The organism is Pseudomonas sp. GW821-FHT11G12, assembly GCF_058808055.1.
In genome coordinates, this window is record NZ_JBXARH010000004.1 from 141,410 (window position 1) to 158,795 (window position 17,386).

Below are 17,386 nucleotides of genomic sequence, written 5' to 3' on the forward strand. Positions count from 1 at the left end.
GGGGACTACCAGAATAGCGAGCTGAACAGAATGGCCGCCATTATCCGGTTTTTGAGCGGGAAGTCTTGTGCTTTGGCGTTTTGGCCGCCGACCGGACTCCCGCTCAGGTCGAGATATTGCGTTGCGCCATCTCGTCGACGATGGCGTCGATCACACAGCGGGCGGTCGGTGACAGGCTTCTGTTGGGCAGGCTGACGACGCCGATTTCGGAATGCAGCCCGGGTCTGTCCACGACCTGCAGTTCGATCAGGTTACCGATGCGCAGGTCTTCAGCCACTGCGCCGTGGATTACGCCGAGGATGGTATCGGTCGAACAGGCCACCGTTCTGAGCAACGCCACATCGTCGCACTCAAGCGCAAGCGGCAAGGCCTGGCGAGTGGAAATGCCCAGGGTATGCGCAGTCTCTTCCTTCACCACGGCCGGCAGGCGCGTCGTTGCGATGCCGTACTTTTCCAGGTCTCTCATCGTCACCGCGCGCCCGGCCAGCGGGTGTTGCGGCCGGACAAAGAACCCCGCCGAAGCCTGGCCCAGCGAACGGATCAGCAGATCGGTGTCGGCCGAGAAATTGCGAATGTCCGCGACGAAAAACTCGATCGCTTCATCCCGCAAACGGGCTTCAAGAATCTGCCAGTTGTTGATCTCTACCCGCAGGGTGACTTCCGGATACTCCCGACGCAACCGAGGCACCACCTGATGCATCAACATCGCCGCCGGAAACGGCCCGACGCCGAACGCAAGGTTGCCGAGCCGGCCATTACCGTAAAGCGCCAGATCACGTTCCAGCGAGCGTGCATCGAACAGCAGCCGCCGCGCCCGCTCGATCAGGAACTCCCCGGCCGGCGTCGGGCGAACGTCGCCGGTGTCCCGATCGAACAGGCGCTGGCCGGTTTCGCTCTCCAGCGCTTGAATGCTGCGGCTCAGGGCCGGTTGGCTGAGGTGCACGCGTTCGGCGGCGCGGCCGAAATGGCGTTCATCGGCCAGCGCCAGAAGATGTGTCAGTCGTTTGAGATCCATGTCGCCGATGCTAGCCACGCATTGACTGGATGTAAACAATGCATTGGATACATCACCCTCCTCTCCCTACTCTCTGCTGATTGATCATCGGAGAACAACAAGAATGAGATCGACCTGCCACACCCTCATCGCCCTGGCGCTGGTGTCCCTCGCCGGCTGCAACAAACCACCGAGTGTTGCTAGCGGCGAAGCAACACTCGCCACCGCAGCGGTGATCGAAGCCTCGGCCAAGGGCCTGGACCTCAATGACACCCGGGATATGGAAGATGCCCAACGCGGCCTCATCGCCCGGCCGACCGGGCAGATCCTCGGTTCCGACGGCACCGTGCTGATCGATTTCGATGCGTTCAGATTCGTCGAAGGCAAGGCCCCCGCCACGGTCAACCCGAGCCTGTGGCGCCACGCGATGCTCAACGCCCAGATCGGTTTGTTCAAAGTCACCGACGGCATCTACCAGTTGCGCGGTTTCGACATCGCCAACATGACGTTGATCGAAGGGCAAACCGGGTGGATCGTGGTCGACCCGCTGACCTCGAAGGAAACCGCCGCCGCAGCCTTGGCATTCGCCCGCGCACAATTGGGCGACAAGCCCGTGACCGCCATCATCTTCACCCATGACCACGCTGACCATTTCGGCGGAGTGCTGGGCATTACTTCGGTCGCGGAAGTCGCCGAGCGCAAGATCCCTGTAGTGGCACCGGTGGGTTTCATGGAGGAAGCCACCAGCGAAAACGTGTTGGCCGGGCCGGCAATGTCGCGCCGTTCGATGTATCAGTTCGGCAAGAACCTGACACCGGGCGCAACCGGCATGGTGGATACCGGGCTGGGCAAAAACGTCGCCTACGGCAGCATCGGCATTCTGGCGCCGACGCAAATCATCGATCAGCCGATGCAGGAACTCGTACTCGACGGCGTCAGCTTCGTCTTTCACAACATGCCGGGCGCGGAAGCCCCGGCCGAGCTGACCTTCTCGATCCCCGAACGCAAGGCCTACGGCGGTGCGGAATTGCTGGCGCAGACCATGCACAACCTGCTGCCGATTCGCGGCGCCAAGGTTCGCGATGCGCTGCGCTGGTCCGACTACACGCAGATCGCCCTCGACGAACTCGGCGACACCGAGGTCTATTTCGGCCAGCACAACTGGCCGATCTGGGGTAACGACCGTATCCGCGAATTCATCACCAAACACCGCGACGTCTATAAATACATGCACGATCAGACCGTGCGACTGATGAACGCGGGCTACACGCCCAACGAGATCGCCGACAAAATCCAATTGCCCGACTCACTGGCGTCGTACTTCGGCACCCGTGGTTATTACGGCGATGTGCGACACAACGTCAAAGCGATCTACCAGATGTACCTCGGCGCCTACGACGGCAACCCGGCGCACTTGAATCCGCTGGTGCCCAAGGAATCCGCCAAACGCTATGTCGAATTGATGGGCGGCCACGCCAAAGTGGTCGAGGCCGCACGCGTGGCCTATGACAAAGGCGAATACCGCTGGGTGGCCGAACTGCTGGATCAGGCCGTTCTCGACGCACCCGACGACAAGGCCGCCAAGGAACTGCTGGCCCAGACCTATGAACAGCTGGGCTACCAATCGGAGTCCGCGACCTGGCGCAACAGCTACCTGACCGCCGCTCAGGAACTGCGCAACGGCCCGCCCACCAAAGGCGTCAGACGTTCGGACTTGATAGAACTGATGAAGCAGACACCCACCGAGCGCTTCCTCGAAGCCATGGCCGCGAGCCTCGACGGGCCGGCCGCCGACGGCAAGAACTGGACCTTCAATCTGCTGCTGACCGATACCCGCGAATCCTTCGTGCTGTGGATCGAGAACGCCGTGCTGCACTACCGAAAAGGCCCGTCGGCAGCGAATGCCAACGCAACGCTGACCGTCACCAAAGACCTGTTCGTGCAACTGCTGGGCGGCACTGCGGGGCTGAAGGAAACGCTGACCTCAAATGACTTGAAAGTCGACGGCAGCACAGTCGATCTAGTGAGATTCCTGGGGTTGCTGGAAAAAGCGCCGGGCAACTTTGCAATCGTCGCTCAGGATCGCAATTGATCGACCGGGGCCAGCGCCATTCGATTGTGGAGCAATCGCTCCGCAGTGATTGGAGCTGTGCCCCGTTTTTCCGCAGGCACGCGCTGCCTAGCATGGCTCCACTCATTATTGTGGAGCTCTCCCATGCACGATCTACAGGCATTACCCACTACGGCGACGGCCACACAAGAGGTCCCTTCCTCCTGGCGCGACTGGCTCTCGGTGTACTCCGTAGCCCTCGGCGCCTTTGCTTTTGTCACCACGGAATACCTGCCGGTCGGCATCCTGCCGCAGATCGCCGATAGCCTGAACGTCACCGTGGGTGTTGCGGGGCTGATGGTCACCGTGCCGGGTGTTGTCGCGGCGGTGTCGGCGCCCGCGATCATGCTGGGCGCGGGACGCATGAACCGACGGCATCTGTTGCTGTTGCTGACGCTGTTGCTGGTGGCCGCCAATCTGATCTCGGCGCTGGCGCCGTCACTGGCGATCATGCTGGCTGGACGCGCATTGGTTGGCATAGCACTGGGCGGATTCTGGGCTGTGGCGATTGCAGTGGCCGGGCGACTGGTCAACACCTCTAACGCGGCGAAGGCCACGGCGCTGATCTTCGCCGGAATCACCCTGACGACCGTGTTCGGCGTGCCGTTCGGGACGTTCATCAGCAGCCTGTTTTCATGGCGCATGTCGCTCGCGCTGACGGCGGGGCTTGCACTGCTCGCGCTCGCAGCCCAAGCCCTGACCTTGCCTTCGCTGCCTTCCCGCGACGGTCTGAAAGTACGCGCGCTGCTGGCTTATGTGTCGCGCGGCAATGCACGTCGCAGCATGCTGTTGCTGGGCACGGTGGTGGCGGCGCATTTCGCGGCGTACACCTACATCGCGCCGTTCCTTGGCCATGAAGCCGGTTTCTCGCCGAGTGCGATTACTGCGATCCTGCTGGGCTTCGGTCTGGTCGGCATGCTGGCGAACTTTGCCATGGCCGGCACCATTACTTCGCACTTGCGTGCTTCCCTGGGCGCGGTGGTGTTGCTGATGGTGATCGTGCAGTTGGCCTTGCCGCACTTGCAGGGGCTGGGCGTGACGCTGGCGGTGTTGCTGTGGGGCGTGGCATACGGGGCGATTCCGCTGGGTGTCAGCAGCTGGATGCAACTAACGTCGCCGACACTGCCGGAAGCGAGTTCGGCGATGCTGGTCACCACATTTCAAGTAGCGATCGCCTCGGGTTCGTTGTTCGGTGGCTTGATGGTCGACCATGCCGGCATCGCTTCACCGCTGTGGCTGGGCGCCGGGGTCGGTCTGCTCGGGCTGGCCGTGATGCTCAGTTTCGGTCTGAGCAAGTCGCCGATTGCCGAGACCCTGCAACGCTGAGTGTCAGACCTTCAGAATGTTGTCTTTGAAAAAGTCGATCAACACCCGCAACCTCGGTGCAGTCTGCTTCGACGCAGGCCAGAGCATCCACAGGTTGCCGGTGTGGTCGGTGTAGTCCTCCAGCACCACCTTCAGCCGGCCATCGGCCAACGGCTCACGGATTGAAAAGTCCGGCAGACACGCAATCCCTACCCCATCCAGCGCCAGGTACGTCAGCGGGTCCATCGTGGTGCAGGTCAATGCACGCGAAAGGCTCGGCTCGATGTGCGTGTCGCCCACCCGCAGCGGCCAGCGCTCGATCATCCCCGTGGCAGGGAACTTGTGCAGCAGGCACACATGCTTGCTCAGATCATCCGGATGCATTGGCGCGCCGTTGCGCTCCAGGTACGCCGGCGACGCCACCAACTGCAATTGATAGCCACCGAGCTTGCGCGCCATCAGCCGCGAATCCTGTGGTGCGCCGGTACGGATCACCGCGTCGAAACCCTCCTCGATCACGTCGACCATGCGGTCGGACATGTCCACATCCAGCTCGATGTCCGGGTAGGCGCGCATGAACCCGGCCAGCACCGGCATGATCAGCACGTTCTGGATCGGCACGCTGATGCGCACCTTGCCCCGTGGCGTGGCGGACAACTCCAGCAGCTCCATTTGCGCGGCTTCCACTTCACTGAGGATGCGTTTGCAGCGGTCCAGAAACAGCTCGCCTTCGGTGGTCAGGGTGACGCTGCGGGTGCTGCGGTGAAACAGCCGCACACCGAGGCGTTCCTCCATGCGTGCCACACTCTTGCCGACGGCGGACGATGAGATCTCCAGCAGACGCCCGGCTTCGGTGAAGCTGCGGGTTTCGGCCACCTGAATGAAGGCCGTGATACCGCTGAGGCTGTCCATCATGGCGGGGGTGCTCGGGGGTGGGGAGAGTTCAGGCAGAGTAGATGCGGGCGGGGGATTTGCAAAGAGAAGTCTTGCCAACAGAAACGCCATCGCGGGCAGGCCCACTCCCACAATCGTCTGTGGAAGCGGGCCTGCCCGCGATGGCGGTATTACCTTCAACGCAGCAGTTGAAACCGATCAGGCACTCTGCTGATAAAACGGATAATCGGTAAACCCGACCGCACTGCCACCGTAGAAGGTCTCACGGTCGTAGGCATTGAGCGGCAGGTCATGACGGATGCGTTCCGGCAGATCCGGGTTGGCGATGAAGTCGCGACCGAACGCCACCAGGTCGGCATCCCCCGCTTGCAGAATCTGCTCGGCCGACGCGGCATTGAAACCGCCCGCCGCGATGATCACGCCGTCGTAATGCTGGCGGATCAACTGCGCCGCCACCGGGTTCTGATCCTTGCTTTCATCGATCGAATTGCCCAGCACGCGCGGTTCGATCAAGTGCAGATACGCCAGTTTCAGCTCGGCCAGTTGCTCGGCGACATACACAAACAGCGCTTCAGGATCGCTGTCCTTCATGTCGCCGAAATTGCCGCTCGGGCCCAGACGTACCGCCACGCGCTCATGACCCCAGACCGAAATCACCGCCCGGGTGATGTCCATCAGGAACCGCGCACGCCTGGCGATCGTGCCGCCGTAGGCATCGGTGCGACGGTTGCTGCCGTCCTGCAGAAACTGGTCGATCAGGTAACCGTTGGCGCCGTGGATTTCCACGCCATCAAATCCGGCTTCCAGGCCTCGCGCCGAGGCGCGGCGGAAATCCTCCACCAGCGCCACGACTTCCGGCTCGCTCAAGGCACGATGCGGTGTGCTCGGGACCCAGCCGCTGGCGGTGTAGGCCACGCCGTCGTACTCGACCGCCGAAGGCGCCACGGGTTGTGCGCCGTCAGGCTGCATGTCGCTGTGGGATTGGCGCCCGGCATGAAACAGTTGCAGGAAAATCCGCCCGCCCTTGGCGTGAACCGCATCGGTGATGGCTTTCCAGCCAGCAATTTGCGCGTCGTTGTACAGGCCCGGCGAACCGAGATAGCCATTGCCGGTGGTCGAGACCACAGTGGCTTCGGAAATGATCAGGCCGCCGGCGGTGGCACGCTGCGAATAGTATTCAGCCATCAACGCACCGGGCAGATCGCCCGGCTCGGAACGCATGCGTGTCAACGGCGCCATGACCACGCGGTGGGACAAGGCATGCGGGCCGATCTGGATCGAAGAAAACAGGGTTGGGTGATTCATGGTGACCTCCAATAAATATCTGGAGGCCACCTTAGGCCAGGCGTCTCGGGAGAAAAACGGGCCGACGATCCAGTCTCTCTGGACTGATTGCTCCGCAATCCTCTGCAGGACAGGCCTGTCGATCACCTGTCACAACGCACCTTGTGCTGTCCCGTCAGATGACTGAAAGACAACGACCTAACCGACTTTAAACAAAACCTCAATTTAATTATTAAATCCTGCTCAAAGGCCGGATGACTCCGCACGAAAGTTGAAGAACCCGAAGTTTTCAATCCTTGATCTTGTGCGCCCTTATCAATGCACTAATAAAGTGCAACAACAGCCGAATAGTGGCGCTCTGCCCTCATTTACTACTTTCAAAGAGTCGAATTATTTTTTCTATCGATAGAACTCATTTATGCATGCCATTCATGCACATATTTATTAAGACGTTGTTTTATATGGATTTATTAGCATTATATGATTTTTTTATTTTGCATTATGGGCTGATTTTTTTGGATCCAAGATCCTTGACAGCCCGTTTAAGCTTGCTGCATAGTCCCTCCGCCACACCAATTGTTACAACTCATTGCACTGTTGAAAGTGCAAGTACTGCCGACAAAAGCCACTCGACAGAACAGCAAGAAAATCATCAAACCGGATATTGATGAAGAGGTCCTGAAACTTAGGTTTCAGCAGTGCAAGGGTTGCCTTTTAATCCTCTGAATTTATGGCTTTATATATGCAAAACAAGAATCTTCTGGTAGTTGGCGGTTCCAGTGAAATAGGCGCGGCCATTGTCCGCGAGGCGGAAAACAACAACTATCAAGTCATCAGTACCAAGCGCTCGGCAGACACCAGCGGGCTGTTCATGGACGTCACGTCCGATGAAAGCGTCCGGTCGGCTGTCCAGCAGGTCATCGCGGATTTCGGGACGATCGACGCGGTTATCTATGCGCCTGCCCTGTCCAGCGACGGATTGATTCATACGCTCAATGATGACGCCTGGCAGGCTGCATTCGATGTCAACGTCTTTGGCGCGGCTCGCGTAGCCCGCCACCTGCTCCCCCACTTCATCAAGGCACGCAAGGGCATTTTTCAGTTCATTTCCTCCACGGCAGCCGTACGTGGAGCAACTGGTGCAGCGCCTTACTCCTGCTCCAAGGCTGCATTGAATGCCCTGGCCCTGAACATTGCCCACGACTATGGCCGTTTCAACATTCGCGCCTACACCGTCATGCCAGGTTACGTCGACGGTGGAATGCTGGCCCATCTGCCGGAGGAGAAAAAAGCGCTGTTGGCCAGAGAGCCTTCGCTCAAGCGCTTGGCCACGCCCGCTGACGTCGCGCACTTCTGCATTGCCACGCTCGACTCCCCTTACCTGACCGGCACGGCACTGACGCTCGACGGTGGGTTGGCCAGCTGAAACCGGGCAACCCCACACCCAGGAAAACACTGACGCAAGGAAGGTAAAACGCAATGACGACCATGGAAACAACCTTGGCCGCAGCGCAGGGTATTGCGCCCGGCACCGCTCGGTCAGCGGCCAATCAGCTCTATCACGAACGAATTTCCTCGCGAGACGATCCTTCGACCCTGCCCTGGCTGAACCGGTTGCTCAAGCACGGCATCATGGATCTGGAACACATCGAAAATCCGATGTACCTGACGCTGCTGGACGGAAAGATGTCATCCCGTGCGTTCGAGTCGTTCCTGCAACCGTATTACTGGGGTTCAAGTCAGGGCTTCAACAAAAAGGTGCTGCCGGCAGCGTTGAAGGCTCATACAAACGAGAACTGGCGCGCCTACATCAAGAGCATCATTCGCGAAGAAAACACCCCCAGTTGCCACTCCACGATGTTCAGCAACTTTGTTCGCAGCCTGGGTTACGACGTCGGTGAAAGACCCGACACCGCGCAACGCTTCGTCGACCGACTGATCGCCGGGTACAGCGCAGACCTGGGCTTTGCGCTGGGTTACGCCCTGGGCGTCGAGACCGAGGCCGACTTCCAGATCGCCGTGATCCACAACGCCCTGATCCGGCAATTTCCGAACGTTATCGCCCGCGACGAGTTTTTCACCATCCACATGGATGAAAGCGGCGAAGAAGCCCACGCCAAGGCAACGTGCGAATCCATCGAACAATTGATCGCCGACGGTTCCATCGAAGCGAACCAGGTCGCGGAAGGGTTCAACGCCGCCATCCTCGATACACGGGAATTCGTCTGCGACATCCATGCCGCGCTTGCGTCCTGACACCTTCAGCGTTCCCCGCATTTGACTCATACAAAAACCAGAGAGCCAGACCATGCCTGTTGATAGCCGTTTTGTAGAAATCCTGAGAACTGTTGCCGAACTTGATGCCACCCATCCCATCGATGAGTCCCAAGAGTTGCAGGCGCTGGGCATCGATTCGCTGAAACTGATCGATGTCGTGATGTCAGTCGAACGCGAGTTCGGCACAGAGCTGGATGAGGATGCACTGGTTCGCGCGCGCACGGTTGGCGAGCTGTGGCGTGAAATCGAGGGCGCCAAGGCCTGACGCGTCAATCGGCGGTCCTGCAAAGCGTCCGCCGGCTCAACCCTGGACCCTCGGCGGCATCGCGCTCGGCCCATGGCCGGATTCGCGATGCCTCCGCCTCTATCGAAATGCGTTTGCGCATTTCCGCTCGGAGCATCCCATGAACCCAGCGACTCTCGAATTTTCGATCGAGCGATACGCGCTGTATCCGCCTGCACCGTCGGCGTCTGGCGACGCTGAACTGCTGCCCGAAGACTTCAATGAATGGGTCGATGCCAAAGGCGATCGGTTCCGCGACACCTTCAGTCGAATCTGCTTCTACCTCGCCGCGCGTTACATGATCCCGACGGACGCGACCCACAATGAAACCGTCATCGTGGGCACCGAGTACGGCAACCTGGAAGCCATGCTGCGCTTTCAGCGCCAGGCCAAAATCGATCACAAGGCACTGTCGGCTCAGCAGTTTCCCTATGCCACGACCAGCTCGGCCTCGACCTTCATCAACATCAGCCAGCACATCGGCGGTGGCAATGCGACCCTGAATGCCGGGGTACTCACACCGGCGCTGGCCATGCTTCACGGCCTGCTTCACCTGCAAGATCACGATCAGGCAAAAAGTCATGTGTTTGTCGGGGACACCTATTGCCCCGAAGCACTCGATGACATCGCCCGGCAGGCCCCCTCTGCAACCCGGGTGTCCTCAGGAGTCAGCTACCTGGCCCTGAAGCAAGGCAATCAATTCAGCGCGGTTATCCGCTTTGAAAAGGACGTGCAACAGTCGCTCAAGGCGTTACCCGGCGATGCGCGGCTGTTTCTCGACAGCGGCAGCCGGGCGCTGCTGGCCGCTCAGTGTCCGCCGGACGACAACGCGGACGACACCACGGCGAATGAGTACAACCGGGCATTTGTATTCGCGGCCTTCCTGGAGGGCGTACAGGTCTTGAAGCCCGGCCAGCATGCCGCTCTGCTGCTGGCCCAGCCGGACAACGCCGCCAGCATCGTGATTTCGCGCCATCATGAATAGCACCCGAGCCGAAATCTTTGACCCAGGCCTTGACGTGTTCAAGGTGCACTTCGAAAACGACCCGATCGTGCCGGGCCTGATGTTGCTGCTCAGAGAACTGCAGCAACCGACTCGGCCCGCGCCCTCCTCCACGGTTGTCGAACGGCTGTTGTTCAAATCGTTCGTGCGCCCGGGGCAAGCCGTCACTTACGTGAACGAGGGGCCGCACACGCAGATCAATGGTGACGCCGGCCTTTGCTGTTCGTTTTCGACGCTCGCCGGCGATCTCATCGAGACACCGGCGTTCATGGATGAGGTGTGTCGATCGACACAACCCGTCAGCCCTGCGCGTGAACCGCTGTACTGGTTTCTGCCGGAGCAGATCGAACTGAATGACGAGGGCACCCATGCCCAGACTGTCATCGACCTGCAGCAGGTCATTGCACGGCACCCCTACCTGGCGCAGATGGCCGATCCGGCGTTGCTGGTCCTGACCGAAGCGCTGGGCAATCTCGCCCTGGTGCTGCAGCAGCGTCGTGCAGGTGGCGCGGCGGCCAGCTACGTGTTTGCCCGGTTTGATGCACTGCAGATCGATCTGAATCGCGAGGTTGCCGCCTCCCCCCTGAATCTGAAAACACGCGTTCGGCACTTTGGCTCGTTCCTCGCCTGGGATGCCTGTGCCTGGGATGAACAGGGCATGAGGCTGGTGATTCACAACGCTATTTCCGTCAAGAGGAAAACCCCTTGAACACAATCTACGTTTCCGGACTCGGAGCGGTGACCCCCATTGGTCTCGATGTCGAACAGTTCTGGACCGCGCTGATCGACCGCCAGGCCAATTTCAGCGCCCAGGCGGCGGTCTATCCAGGGATGAAGCCGAACTTCATGGCCGGCCGTATCGACGCGGCGCAAAAAGCCCTGCTCAAACAGCGCGCGCCTGAGGTCACCGGGCCGAACGTGCCCGACTCTTCGCTGTACGCGGTGGACGCGGCAATGCAGGCGATCGCGGACGCCGGCCTGGTTGCCGGATCCGCTGCGCTGCGCCATGCGCTGGTGTGCGTCGGCAACAACGAGGCCGAAGCCGACATCCTCGACCGACATCTGGAAGACGATGACGAAGGCTGGCGCCAAAACACCTATTCCAGCCACGCGATTGCCCGCAATGTTGCGCGAGCCATCGGTTCGCAAGGCCCGGCGCTGTGCTTCCACAACACCTGTGCCTCAGCGAACGTGGCACTGGAGTTCGCACTGCGCATGCTGCGCAGTGGTGCGGTCGACACCGCCGTGGTGGGCGGTGGAGATGCCTTTTCAAAGAAAGTCTGGTCAGGGTTCTACACCCTGAACGCACTGGGCGAACAGCAATGCAAACCTTTCTCCCGTGACCGGCGCTACATCACCATCAGCGAAGGCGGCGCTTTCGTGGTGCTACAGCGCGCCAGCGACGTCGTGTCCACACCCTATGCCCAACTGCTGGCAGTCGCGAGCAACAATGATGCGGCGCATCCGACCAACCCGGATCTGGCCGGCGTGTCCGCCTGCCACCAGAAGGTGCTGCAACAGGCCGGTCTGCAAGCCGGGGACATCAGCGCAATCTATGCCCATGGCACCGGAACCCGCGCCAATGACCTCACGGAAAGCACGATCTTCGCCAACACCTACCCCACGGCGGCCGTGACCGCGATCAAAGGCACGGTTGGCCACATGATGGCCACCGCAGGAGCGATCGGAGCGGTGGCGAGTTGCCTGTCCCTGCGGCATCAATTGTTACCGCCCACTCACATCGAGCCGGACAGCCTCGAATACGAGATCGATCTGGTCACCCAACCGGGTGGTCTGTCTCGCCCGCTACGGCATATCCAGAACAACTCCTTCGGGTTTGGCGGCAATAACGCCATCTCCATTTTCAAGGTCATCGAACCATGATCATTCTCGGAATCAGCGGATTACCCAACTCGCAGCGCGCCCATCGCGCCGCTCACCCTCAAGCGCTGGAAATCGACGAGCGCATCTGTCAGGGCCTCGACAGTGCCGCCTGCCTGATCATTGATGGGAAGGTCATTGCGGCAGCGGCCGAAGAACGTTTCACCGGTGACAAAGGCACAGGTGAACTGCCCCTTCACGCGATTGACTATTGCCTGCGTACGGCACACCTGCAACCGGGTGATGTTCAAGTGATCGCCCACGGATTCGACTATGACCGCTACCGGCGCTTTTTCACCCAGTCGGCGGAATCCTTCGATGAAGTCCTGAGTGCAAAATCCGTCATCAAGGCTTTGGAGCAAGCCGGCTGGGAGGATGTCGCACCGCGTTTCAAAGCCGTGGATCACCACATTGCCCACGCGGCTTCGGCCTATTTCACCAGCGGTTACGAACGTGCGCTGTGCATCGTCTCCGACGGTATGGGTGAAGTCGAATCATTGACGGTGTTCCAGGCACAAGGCCGCACGCTCAAGAAACTGCATGGTCAACCCATCAAGAATTCCCTTGGCCTGCTCTACTCCATCTGCACCCGATTCCTGGGGTTCGCCTTCAACAGCGACGAGTACAAAGTCATGGGGCTGGCAGCCTATGGCAACGGTACGGCGTACCTCGAAGCCTTCAATCAGCTTGCACAATTCGATGCGAAAACCGGCTCGATCAACATCCGCTGGCCTGCCCAGGCACTCAGCCGGGCGGAGGAAGGTTATCCCGCGGCGATGGAGTTTCTGGCGACGCTGTTCAACCTGGCACCTCGAGCCAGCGACGAGGCACTCGGTGACCGGCACGCCGACTTTGCCGCGGCCTTGCAGACCGTGTTCACCTCACTTCTGGAGTCACTCGTTGCTTTCTGGCTCGAGCGCACCGGTGAAACATCGCTGTGCCTGGCAGGCGGTTCATTCCTCAATTGCAAGGCAAACGAACGGCTGTGCAACTTGCCATCGGTGGAGCGGGCCTTCGTGCAACCGGCGTCAGGTGATGATGGAACCGCACTGGGTGCCGCGCTCTATCTGGCGGCGCAACAGGGTGAGCCGCTGGACAGCGGGTTTTCCCCGTACCTGGGCCCTGAATACAGTGTCGAACACATACGCCGGCAACTCGACGACGCCGCGGCGGATGGCAGCCTGAAATGGCGTTACGAAGGGCTGACGGATGAATACTTCGCCCGGGCTGCCCAGGACATCGCCGAGGACAAGATCATTGCCTGGTTTCACGGACGCATGGAATTCGGCCCGAGGGCGCTGGGCAATCGTTCCATTCTGGGACGGGCCAACGGGCATGAAATCAAGGCCAGGATCAATGGCCTGGTGAAGTTCAGAGAGCCCTTCCGCCCTTTCGCGCCGGCGGTTCTGGACATCGATTGCGATCAGTTGTTCGAGTCGAAAAAACTGCAGCCGACCCGCTACATGCTCTGCACCGCACGGGTTCGGGAAGACGCCATGGCCGCCGTCAGCGGTGTGGCACATGCCGACGGCAGTGCGCGGATCCAGGTGGTCAGCCAGGACGTCAACGAGAACTTCTGGCGTCTGCTGACCCAGGTTCGCAAGGTGTGCGGCCATGGCTGCTCCATCAACACGTCGTTCAACGTCAAGGGCCAGCCTTTGATCATGTCGCCGGATGTCGCACTCGCGACGTTCCGTTCCATCGCCCTGGACACGCTTTACATGGAAGGATTCATCGTATGGAAACCCTGACTCACGTGGACCTGACCCGAGTGGTCGATGAAGTTCTGCACACGCTCGCCACTGCCAAGCAAGTCAGCCCGACATCGCCGCTGGACATGATCGTATTCGACTCCCTGGATCAGATGCGGCTGCTGGTCGCCATCGAAGACCGCCTGCAATTCGTCTTCGACGATGCCGCGTTGCAGCCATTTTGTCTGGACAGCCGCGAGGCGCTGGTCGACAGCGTGATCGCCATGATGAACCAAGCGGGATAATCGACATGTTCGCACTGCAGGATTTACAGGCTCGTCGCCTGCTCTCGGTCGTCGCTTCCGGCAATGGCCTGATCGGCTACCGTTTTTGCGACACCCTCCACCAGGCCTACGAGGCTCTGGACCGGGCACTGATCAACACCATGAGCCGCCATATCAGCGCCACGGCACACTCGTGCACGACGCTGATCGAGCGACAGGCGCTGGAGAAGATCGGTTTTTTCAACAAGCTGCCCTGCATCCCGATGACCGCCAGCCCGCATGCGTGCAGTGATCACTCTGAAAAGGATCACGAGGGCGACTGGGTATTGAGCCCCTCGACTTGCTATCACACATTCTCCCACATGGCCGGCAGCACAGAGCGCTGGGACCTCAAATGCTTCACGGCGCTGGGCCATTGCCACCGATACGAGCCCGTGCTCGACGAGCCGACACGCCTGGCCAGTTTCACCATGCGTGAGTTCGTACTGTTGGGCCAGCAGTCGCAAGTCGAACACATGTGTCAAGTGCTGTTCGACAGTGGCGTGGAACTGATCAGACGCCTGGTGCCATCGACCTTCGTGGAGCGGGCCAGCGATGTCTTTTATGGCGAGTCGGCCCAGGTGACCCGCAAGGTTCAACTGGCGATGGGCGTCAAGCTCGAAGCGGTGATTCCCTGGCCGCAGCGCCAGGTCAGCGTCGGATCGCGCAACCTGCACCGCGACCTGTTCACGCAGGCATTCAAAATCGGCCCGCAAGCCCCTGAGCCCGCCATGCACTCAGCCTGCGTAGCCTTCGGCATGGAACGCCTGCTGCTGTCTTTGCTTGCCCAGATCGGCGACCCCGACCGCCTGCTTGCTCACTTGCACGAGGTACTCGATGATCAGCCTGCCGGCCAACGGACAAAGGAGTTCGAGCATGCAGCGCTGGTTTGACGCCGCGGTGGCCAAACGTATCGCCGTCGTCTCGTTTCCGTTGATGGGGACAATGGTCGGCAACCTGCTGATGATGCTCGTCGACCGGTTATGCCTGGCGCATTACTCACCGGATACGCTGGCGGCATCGGGGCCGGCGGTCTTTACCAGCATGGCGATCATCGCGTTCTTCTGCAGCACCGTCGGGGTTTCACGCTCGTTCGTTGCCCAGGCAAACGGCCGCTCGGGCATCGAAGAAGCCCGGGGTGAAGGGGCGCTGGGATTATTCCTCGGACTGGCCTGCGGTGCGCTGCTGTTCATGGCCGCCCCGCTGATTGCGTTGATTCCGCAGTTGAGCTCGCGTCCCGCGCAAATCGTCAGCCTTGAGTCGCAGTACATGCTCTGGGCCGCGATTTTCGGTGGCGTGATGGCGATCAATACGGCGTTGTCATCCTTCTTCAATGGCGTGGGACGCACCCGTGAAACACTGATGGTCGGCATTGTCGGTCAGGTGGTCGACTCGATCTTTACCGTGGGCCTGGTGTTCGGAAAGTTCGGGCTGCCCGAAATGGGCATGGCCGGTGCGGCTATCGGGACCCTGATCGGTACGTTGTCCATGCTGGGCTGCTACGCGCTCATGCTGCCGCGCGAGGTCTGGCGCGAGCTGATGAATATCTTCATCGCCCGCAGTGAACACCTGTGGAGTCGCCTGGCTTTCCGGCTGCGCCGAGGCGTACCCAGCGGTTTGTCGGCGGGGGTGGATCAACTCGGCAACACGGCGTTCATCTGGATCGTTGCGGTACTGGGCGCCAGTGCGCTGGCGGCCAACAACGTCAACTTGACGATCAACTACCTGGGCATCATCCCGATCATCGGGCTGGGCATCGGCTGCAGCATCCTGTGCGCCACGGCGGCAGGAAAACAGCAATATGCCGAGCTGGCGACGATTGTGCGGGTGACCGTGGTCATTGAGTTGATCTACGTCCTGCTGGTGTCCACCGTCCAGGTGACGATGCCGCAAGTCTTGCTCAAGGCTTTTGGCGACCTGGGGCATAACCAGGAAATCATCGACCTGGCCATCGATACCCAGCGCGTCCTGTGGACGTTTTCCGGTGCCTTTGCTTTTTCGATGACCGGCGCCGCTGTTCTCGAGAGCATCGGGATGGCCCGGTTTTCCCTGATCGTGCGGCTGGTGCTGATGTGGTTCATGAGCATCCCGCTGATCTATTACGTCGCCATGGGCAATCGCGATGATCCCTCGTCGCTGGTGACCTGCTGGATCATCGGTTCGATATTCGAACTCGCCATCGGGCTCATTTACTTCTGGCGGATCGCCAAAGCCGTACGAGGTGCCGAAAACCGCCTGCAGGTCAATCATCATCCCGCCACGGAGGGCGCCCTGTGAACCTGAATGAAGTCGTGCGCTTCGCCCCCCTGGCCATCAATTGCTTCACCGGAAGCCTGGCGCAGTTGTCCGGCCGCAGCGGTGTCGCGCTCCACGAGGCGCAGTTGCTGGAGGCCGGTGACGGTTACCTCCTGCGCGCCGGCCTGGATGAATGGGGTATGCCGGAATACACGTTCGCCGTCGAGGACGTCGGTCTTCGCGCCTGCAAGGCGTTGGGTGCCCAGGTGACACGGGTGCCCATTGCTTCAGACTGGATATCGCAACTCCAGGCCCTGCTCGGCGAATACCCCGGAATCGTGGTGTGGGTCAATTCCGCGTATCTGGACTACGCCCCGGTCTACAGCAGTAAACCGGGTTATCTGCACGCGGTGCTGGTGATCGGCATGAACGACGCCGCCACCCATGTAAGGATCTTCGACTCACTGATCGTCGATCGCGAACCCCACGGCTGCGAAGCCTGGCTGCCGATCGAAGCGTTCGCGACGGCAATCACCGATCGGGTACGCACCGAAACCTACGACCACATGGGCCATTTTGTCGTGATGCAGCCTGCCGGGCGGCCCGTCGACTTCGATGTGCGAGCCAGTCTGTACCGTCAGGCCTGTTCATTTCTCACCAACGATACCTACCGCGGTGCCCTCCCGGCTTATCGAGCCCTGTGCATGTCGCGTTTTCGCGACGTGCCGGAAACCGCCGCAACGGCCGCACGCCGACTGTTCGATCACATTGTGGTGCTCTACGTGATTCCCGGGCTGACCTTGCTCGCGCAATCGCTGCAACGCGCGGACTGCCAGGGGTCGATGACGACCTTGACCCAGACGCTGATCAACCACTGGCGGGCGCTGTCGATGCTGGCACTCAAGTTTGAGGCAACCCACTCACCGTTGATCCTCGTGCGCCTGGAGGATCGTTTCGACGTAATCGAGTCCCTCACGCTGGAGCTGTGGCAAACGCTGCATGACTCGCTCCACAACACCTGAACGGAACAGGTGCGATTTCAACCGACCGGACCGGCGCGTCGAACGGCGCCGTCTCGCCCGATGACTTTGTATTCAGAGATGGAA

The 17,386-nt window shown here is 60.4% G+C and carries 16 protein-coding genes; 13 read left to right on the plus strand and 3 right to left on the minus strand.

Features of this window, described 5'->3' with window-relative positions:
- Positions 1-103 precede the first annotated feature (103 nt).
- On the minus strand, positions 104-1,015 hold the full coding sequence (locus AC1RR7_RS14920; protein ID WP_493157867.1) for a LysR family transcriptional regulator: 912 nt from the start codon (positions 1,013-1,015) through the stop codon (positions 104-106).
- A gap of 103 nt (positions 1,016-1,118) precedes the next feature.
- Between AC1RR7_RS14920 and AC1RR7_RS14925 the strand changes: the two genes are divergently transcribed.
- Together AC1RR7_RS14925 and AC1RR7_RS14930 are read left to right on the plus strand one after the other, a co-directional pair.
- Positions 1,119-3,086 (plus strand): alkyl/aryl-sulfatase, encoded by a 1,968-nt coding sequence (locus AC1RR7_RS14925; protein ID WP_493157868.1) that lies wholly within the window; start codon positions 1,119-1,121, stop codon positions 3,084-3,086.
- 123 nt (positions 3,087-3,209) lie between these two features.
- Positions 3,210-4,430: an MFS transporter gene (locus tag AC1RR7_RS14930; protein WP_493157869.1), complete on the plus strand. Its 1,221-nt coding sequence runs from the start codon at positions 3,210-3,212 to the stop codon at positions 4,428-4,430.
- Positions 4,431-4,433: 3 nt separating this feature from the next.
- On the opposite strand, the gene AC1RR7_RS14935 is transcribed toward AC1RR7_RS14930, so the two are convergent.
- Positions 4,434-5,321 carry a LysR family transcriptional regulator gene (locus tag AC1RR7_RS14935; protein ID WP_493157990.1) on the minus strand — a complete coding sequence of 296 codons (888 nt, stop codon included), beginning with the start codon at positions 5,319-5,321 and terminating at the stop codon, positions 4,434-4,436.
- Between the two features lie 180 nt (positions 5,322-5,501).
- Positions 5,502-6,608, minus strand: a complete 1,107-nt coding sequence (locus AC1RR7_RS14940) for an alkene reductase (protein WP_493157870.1) — start codon at positions 6,606-6,608, stop codon at positions 5,502-5,504.
- A 721-nt stretch (positions 6,609-7,329) separates the two neighbouring features.
- On the opposite strand from AC1RR7_RS14940, the gene AC1RR7_RS14945 reads away from it, so the two are divergent.
- The 11 genes from AC1RR7_RS14945 (at position 7,330) to AC1RR7_RS14995 (ending at position 17,302) form a co-directional block, all read left to right on the plus strand.
- Positions 7,330-8,013, plus strand: a complete 684-nt coding sequence (locus tag AC1RR7_RS14945; RefSeq protein WP_273538080.1) for an SDR family oxidoreductase — start codon at positions 7,330-7,332, stop codon at positions 8,011-8,013.
- A gap of 53 nt (positions 8,014-8,066) precedes the next feature.
- Positions 8,067-8,843 carry a hypothetical protein gene (locus tag AC1RR7_RS14950; RefSeq protein WP_096820645.1) on the plus strand — a complete coding sequence of 259 codons (777 nt, stop codon included), beginning with the start codon at positions 8,067-8,069 and terminating at the stop codon, positions 8,841-8,843.
- Positions 8,844-8,895: 52 nt separating this feature from the next.
- Positions 8,896-9,129, plus strand: coding sequence for an acyl carrier protein (locus tag AC1RR7_RS14955; RefSeq protein ID WP_096820644.1), 234 nt, complete (start codon positions 8,896-8,898; stop codon positions 9,127-9,129).
- Positions 9,130-9,268: 139 nt separating this feature from the next.
- Positions 9,269-10,132 (plus strand): hypothetical protein, encoded by an 864-nt coding sequence (locus AC1RR7_RS14960; RefSeq protein ID WP_493157871.1) that lies wholly within the window; start codon positions 9,269-9,271, stop codon positions 10,130-10,132.
- Positions 10,125-10,859 carry a hypothetical protein gene (locus AC1RR7_RS14965; RefSeq protein ID WP_493157872.1) on the plus strand — a complete coding sequence of 245 codons (735 nt, stop codon included), beginning with the start codon at positions 10,125-10,127 and terminating at the stop codon, positions 10,857-10,859. The genes AC1RR7_RS14960 and AC1RR7_RS14965 overlap by 8 nt, the downstream gene beginning before the upstream one ends.
- Positions 10,856-12,034 carry a beta-ketoacyl synthase N-terminal-like domain-containing protein gene (locus AC1RR7_RS14970; RefSeq protein ID WP_493066206.1) on the plus strand — a complete coding sequence of 393 codons (1,179 nt, stop codon included), beginning with the start codon at positions 10,856-10,858 and terminating at the stop codon, positions 12,032-12,034. Before AC1RR7_RS14965 ends, AC1RR7_RS14970 begins: the two co-directional genes overlap by 4 nt.
- Positions 12,031-13,782 carry a carbamoyltransferase family protein gene (locus tag AC1RR7_RS14975; protein ID WP_493157873.1) on the plus strand — a complete coding sequence of 584 codons (1,752 nt, stop codon included), beginning with the start codon at positions 12,031-12,033 and terminating at the stop codon, positions 13,780-13,782. Before AC1RR7_RS14970 ends, AC1RR7_RS14975 begins: the two co-directional genes overlap by 4 nt.
- Positions 13,770-14,027, plus strand: a complete 258-nt coding sequence (locus AC1RR7_RS14980; RefSeq protein WP_096820639.1) for a phosphopantetheine-binding protein — start codon at positions 13,770-13,772, stop codon at positions 14,025-14,027. Before AC1RR7_RS14975 ends, AC1RR7_RS14980 begins: the two co-directional genes overlap by 13 nt.
- Positions 14,028-14,032: 5 nt before the next feature.
- A complete protein-coding gene (locus tag AC1RR7_RS14985) occupies positions 14,033-14,938 on the plus strand; it encodes a class-II aminoacyl-tRNA synthetase family protein (RefSeq protein ID WP_493157874.1) in 906 nt (301 codons plus the stop codon).
- Complete coding sequence (locus AC1RR7_RS14990; protein WP_493066204.1) at positions 14,922-16,322, plus strand: MATE family efflux transporter; 1,401 nt, start codon at positions 14,922-14,924, stop codon at positions 16,320-16,322. Before AC1RR7_RS14985 ends, AC1RR7_RS14990 begins: the two co-directional genes overlap by 17 nt.
- On the plus strand, positions 16,319-17,302 hold the full coding sequence (locus AC1RR7_RS14995) for a cysteine peptidase family C39 domain-containing protein (protein WP_493157875.1): 984 nt from the start codon (positions 16,319-16,321) through the stop codon (positions 17,300-17,302). The genes AC1RR7_RS14990 and AC1RR7_RS14995 overlap by 4 nt, the downstream gene beginning before the upstream one ends.
- Positions 17,303-17,386: the final 84 nt, after the last annotated feature.

Bases quoted from the DNA above. Each gene is read 5' to 3' on its own strand.
- AC1RR7_RS14940 (WP_493157870.1), bottom strand. From the start codon at position 6,608: ATGAATCACCCAACCCTGTTTTCTTCGATCCAGATCGGCCCGCATGCC.
- AC1RR7_RS14975 (WP_493157873.1), top strand. From the start codon at position 12,031: ATGATCATTCTCGGAATCAGCGGATTACCCAACTCGCAGCGCGCCCAT.
- AC1RR7_RS14965 (WP_493157872.1), top strand. From the start codon at position 10,125: ATGAATAGCACCCGAGCCGAAATCTTTGACCCAGGCCTTGACGTGTTC.
- AC1RR7_RS14930 (WP_493157869.1), top strand. From the start codon at position 3,210: ATGCACGATCTACAGGCATTACCCACTACGGCGACGGCCACACAAGAG.
- AC1RR7_RS14920 (WP_493157867.1), bottom strand. From the start codon at position 1,015: ATGGATCTCAAACGACTGACACATCTTCTGGCGCTGGCCGATGAACGC.
- AC1RR7_RS14960 (WP_493157871.1), top strand. From the start codon at position 9,269: ATGAACCCAGCGACTCTCGAATTTTCGATCGAGCGATACGCGCTGTAT.
- AC1RR7_RS14925 (WP_493157868.1), top strand. From the start codon at position 1,119: ATGAGATCGACCTGCCACACCCTCATCGCCCTGGCGCTGGTGTCCCTC.
- AC1RR7_RS14950 (WP_096820645.1), top strand. From the start codon at position 8,067: ATGACGACCATGGAAACAACCTTGGCCGCAGCGCAGGGTATTGCGCCC.
- AC1RR7_RS14955 (WP_096820644.1), top strand. From the start codon at position 8,896: ATGCCTGTTGATAGCCGTTTTGTAGAAATCCTGAGAACTGTTGCCGAA.
- AC1RR7_RS14980 (WP_096820639.1), top strand. From the start codon at position 13,770: ATGGAAACCCTGACTCACGTGGACCTGACCCGAGTGGTCGATGAAGTT.
- AC1RR7_RS14990 (WP_493066204.1), top strand. From the start codon at position 14,922: ATGCAGCGCTGGTTTGACGCCGCGGTGGCCAAACGTATCGCCGTCGTC.
- AC1RR7_RS14985 (WP_493157874.1), top strand. From the start codon at position 14,033: ATGTTCGCACTGCAGGATTTACAGGCTCGTCGCCTGCTCTCGGTCGTC.
- AC1RR7_RS14935 (WP_493157990.1), bottom strand. From the start codon at position 5,321: ATGGACAGCCTCAGCGGTATCACGGCCTTCATTCAGGTGGCCGAAACC.
- AC1RR7_RS14945 (WP_273538080.1), top strand. From the start codon at position 7,330: ATGCAAAACAAGAATCTTCTGGTAGTTGGCGGTTCCAGTGAAATAGGC.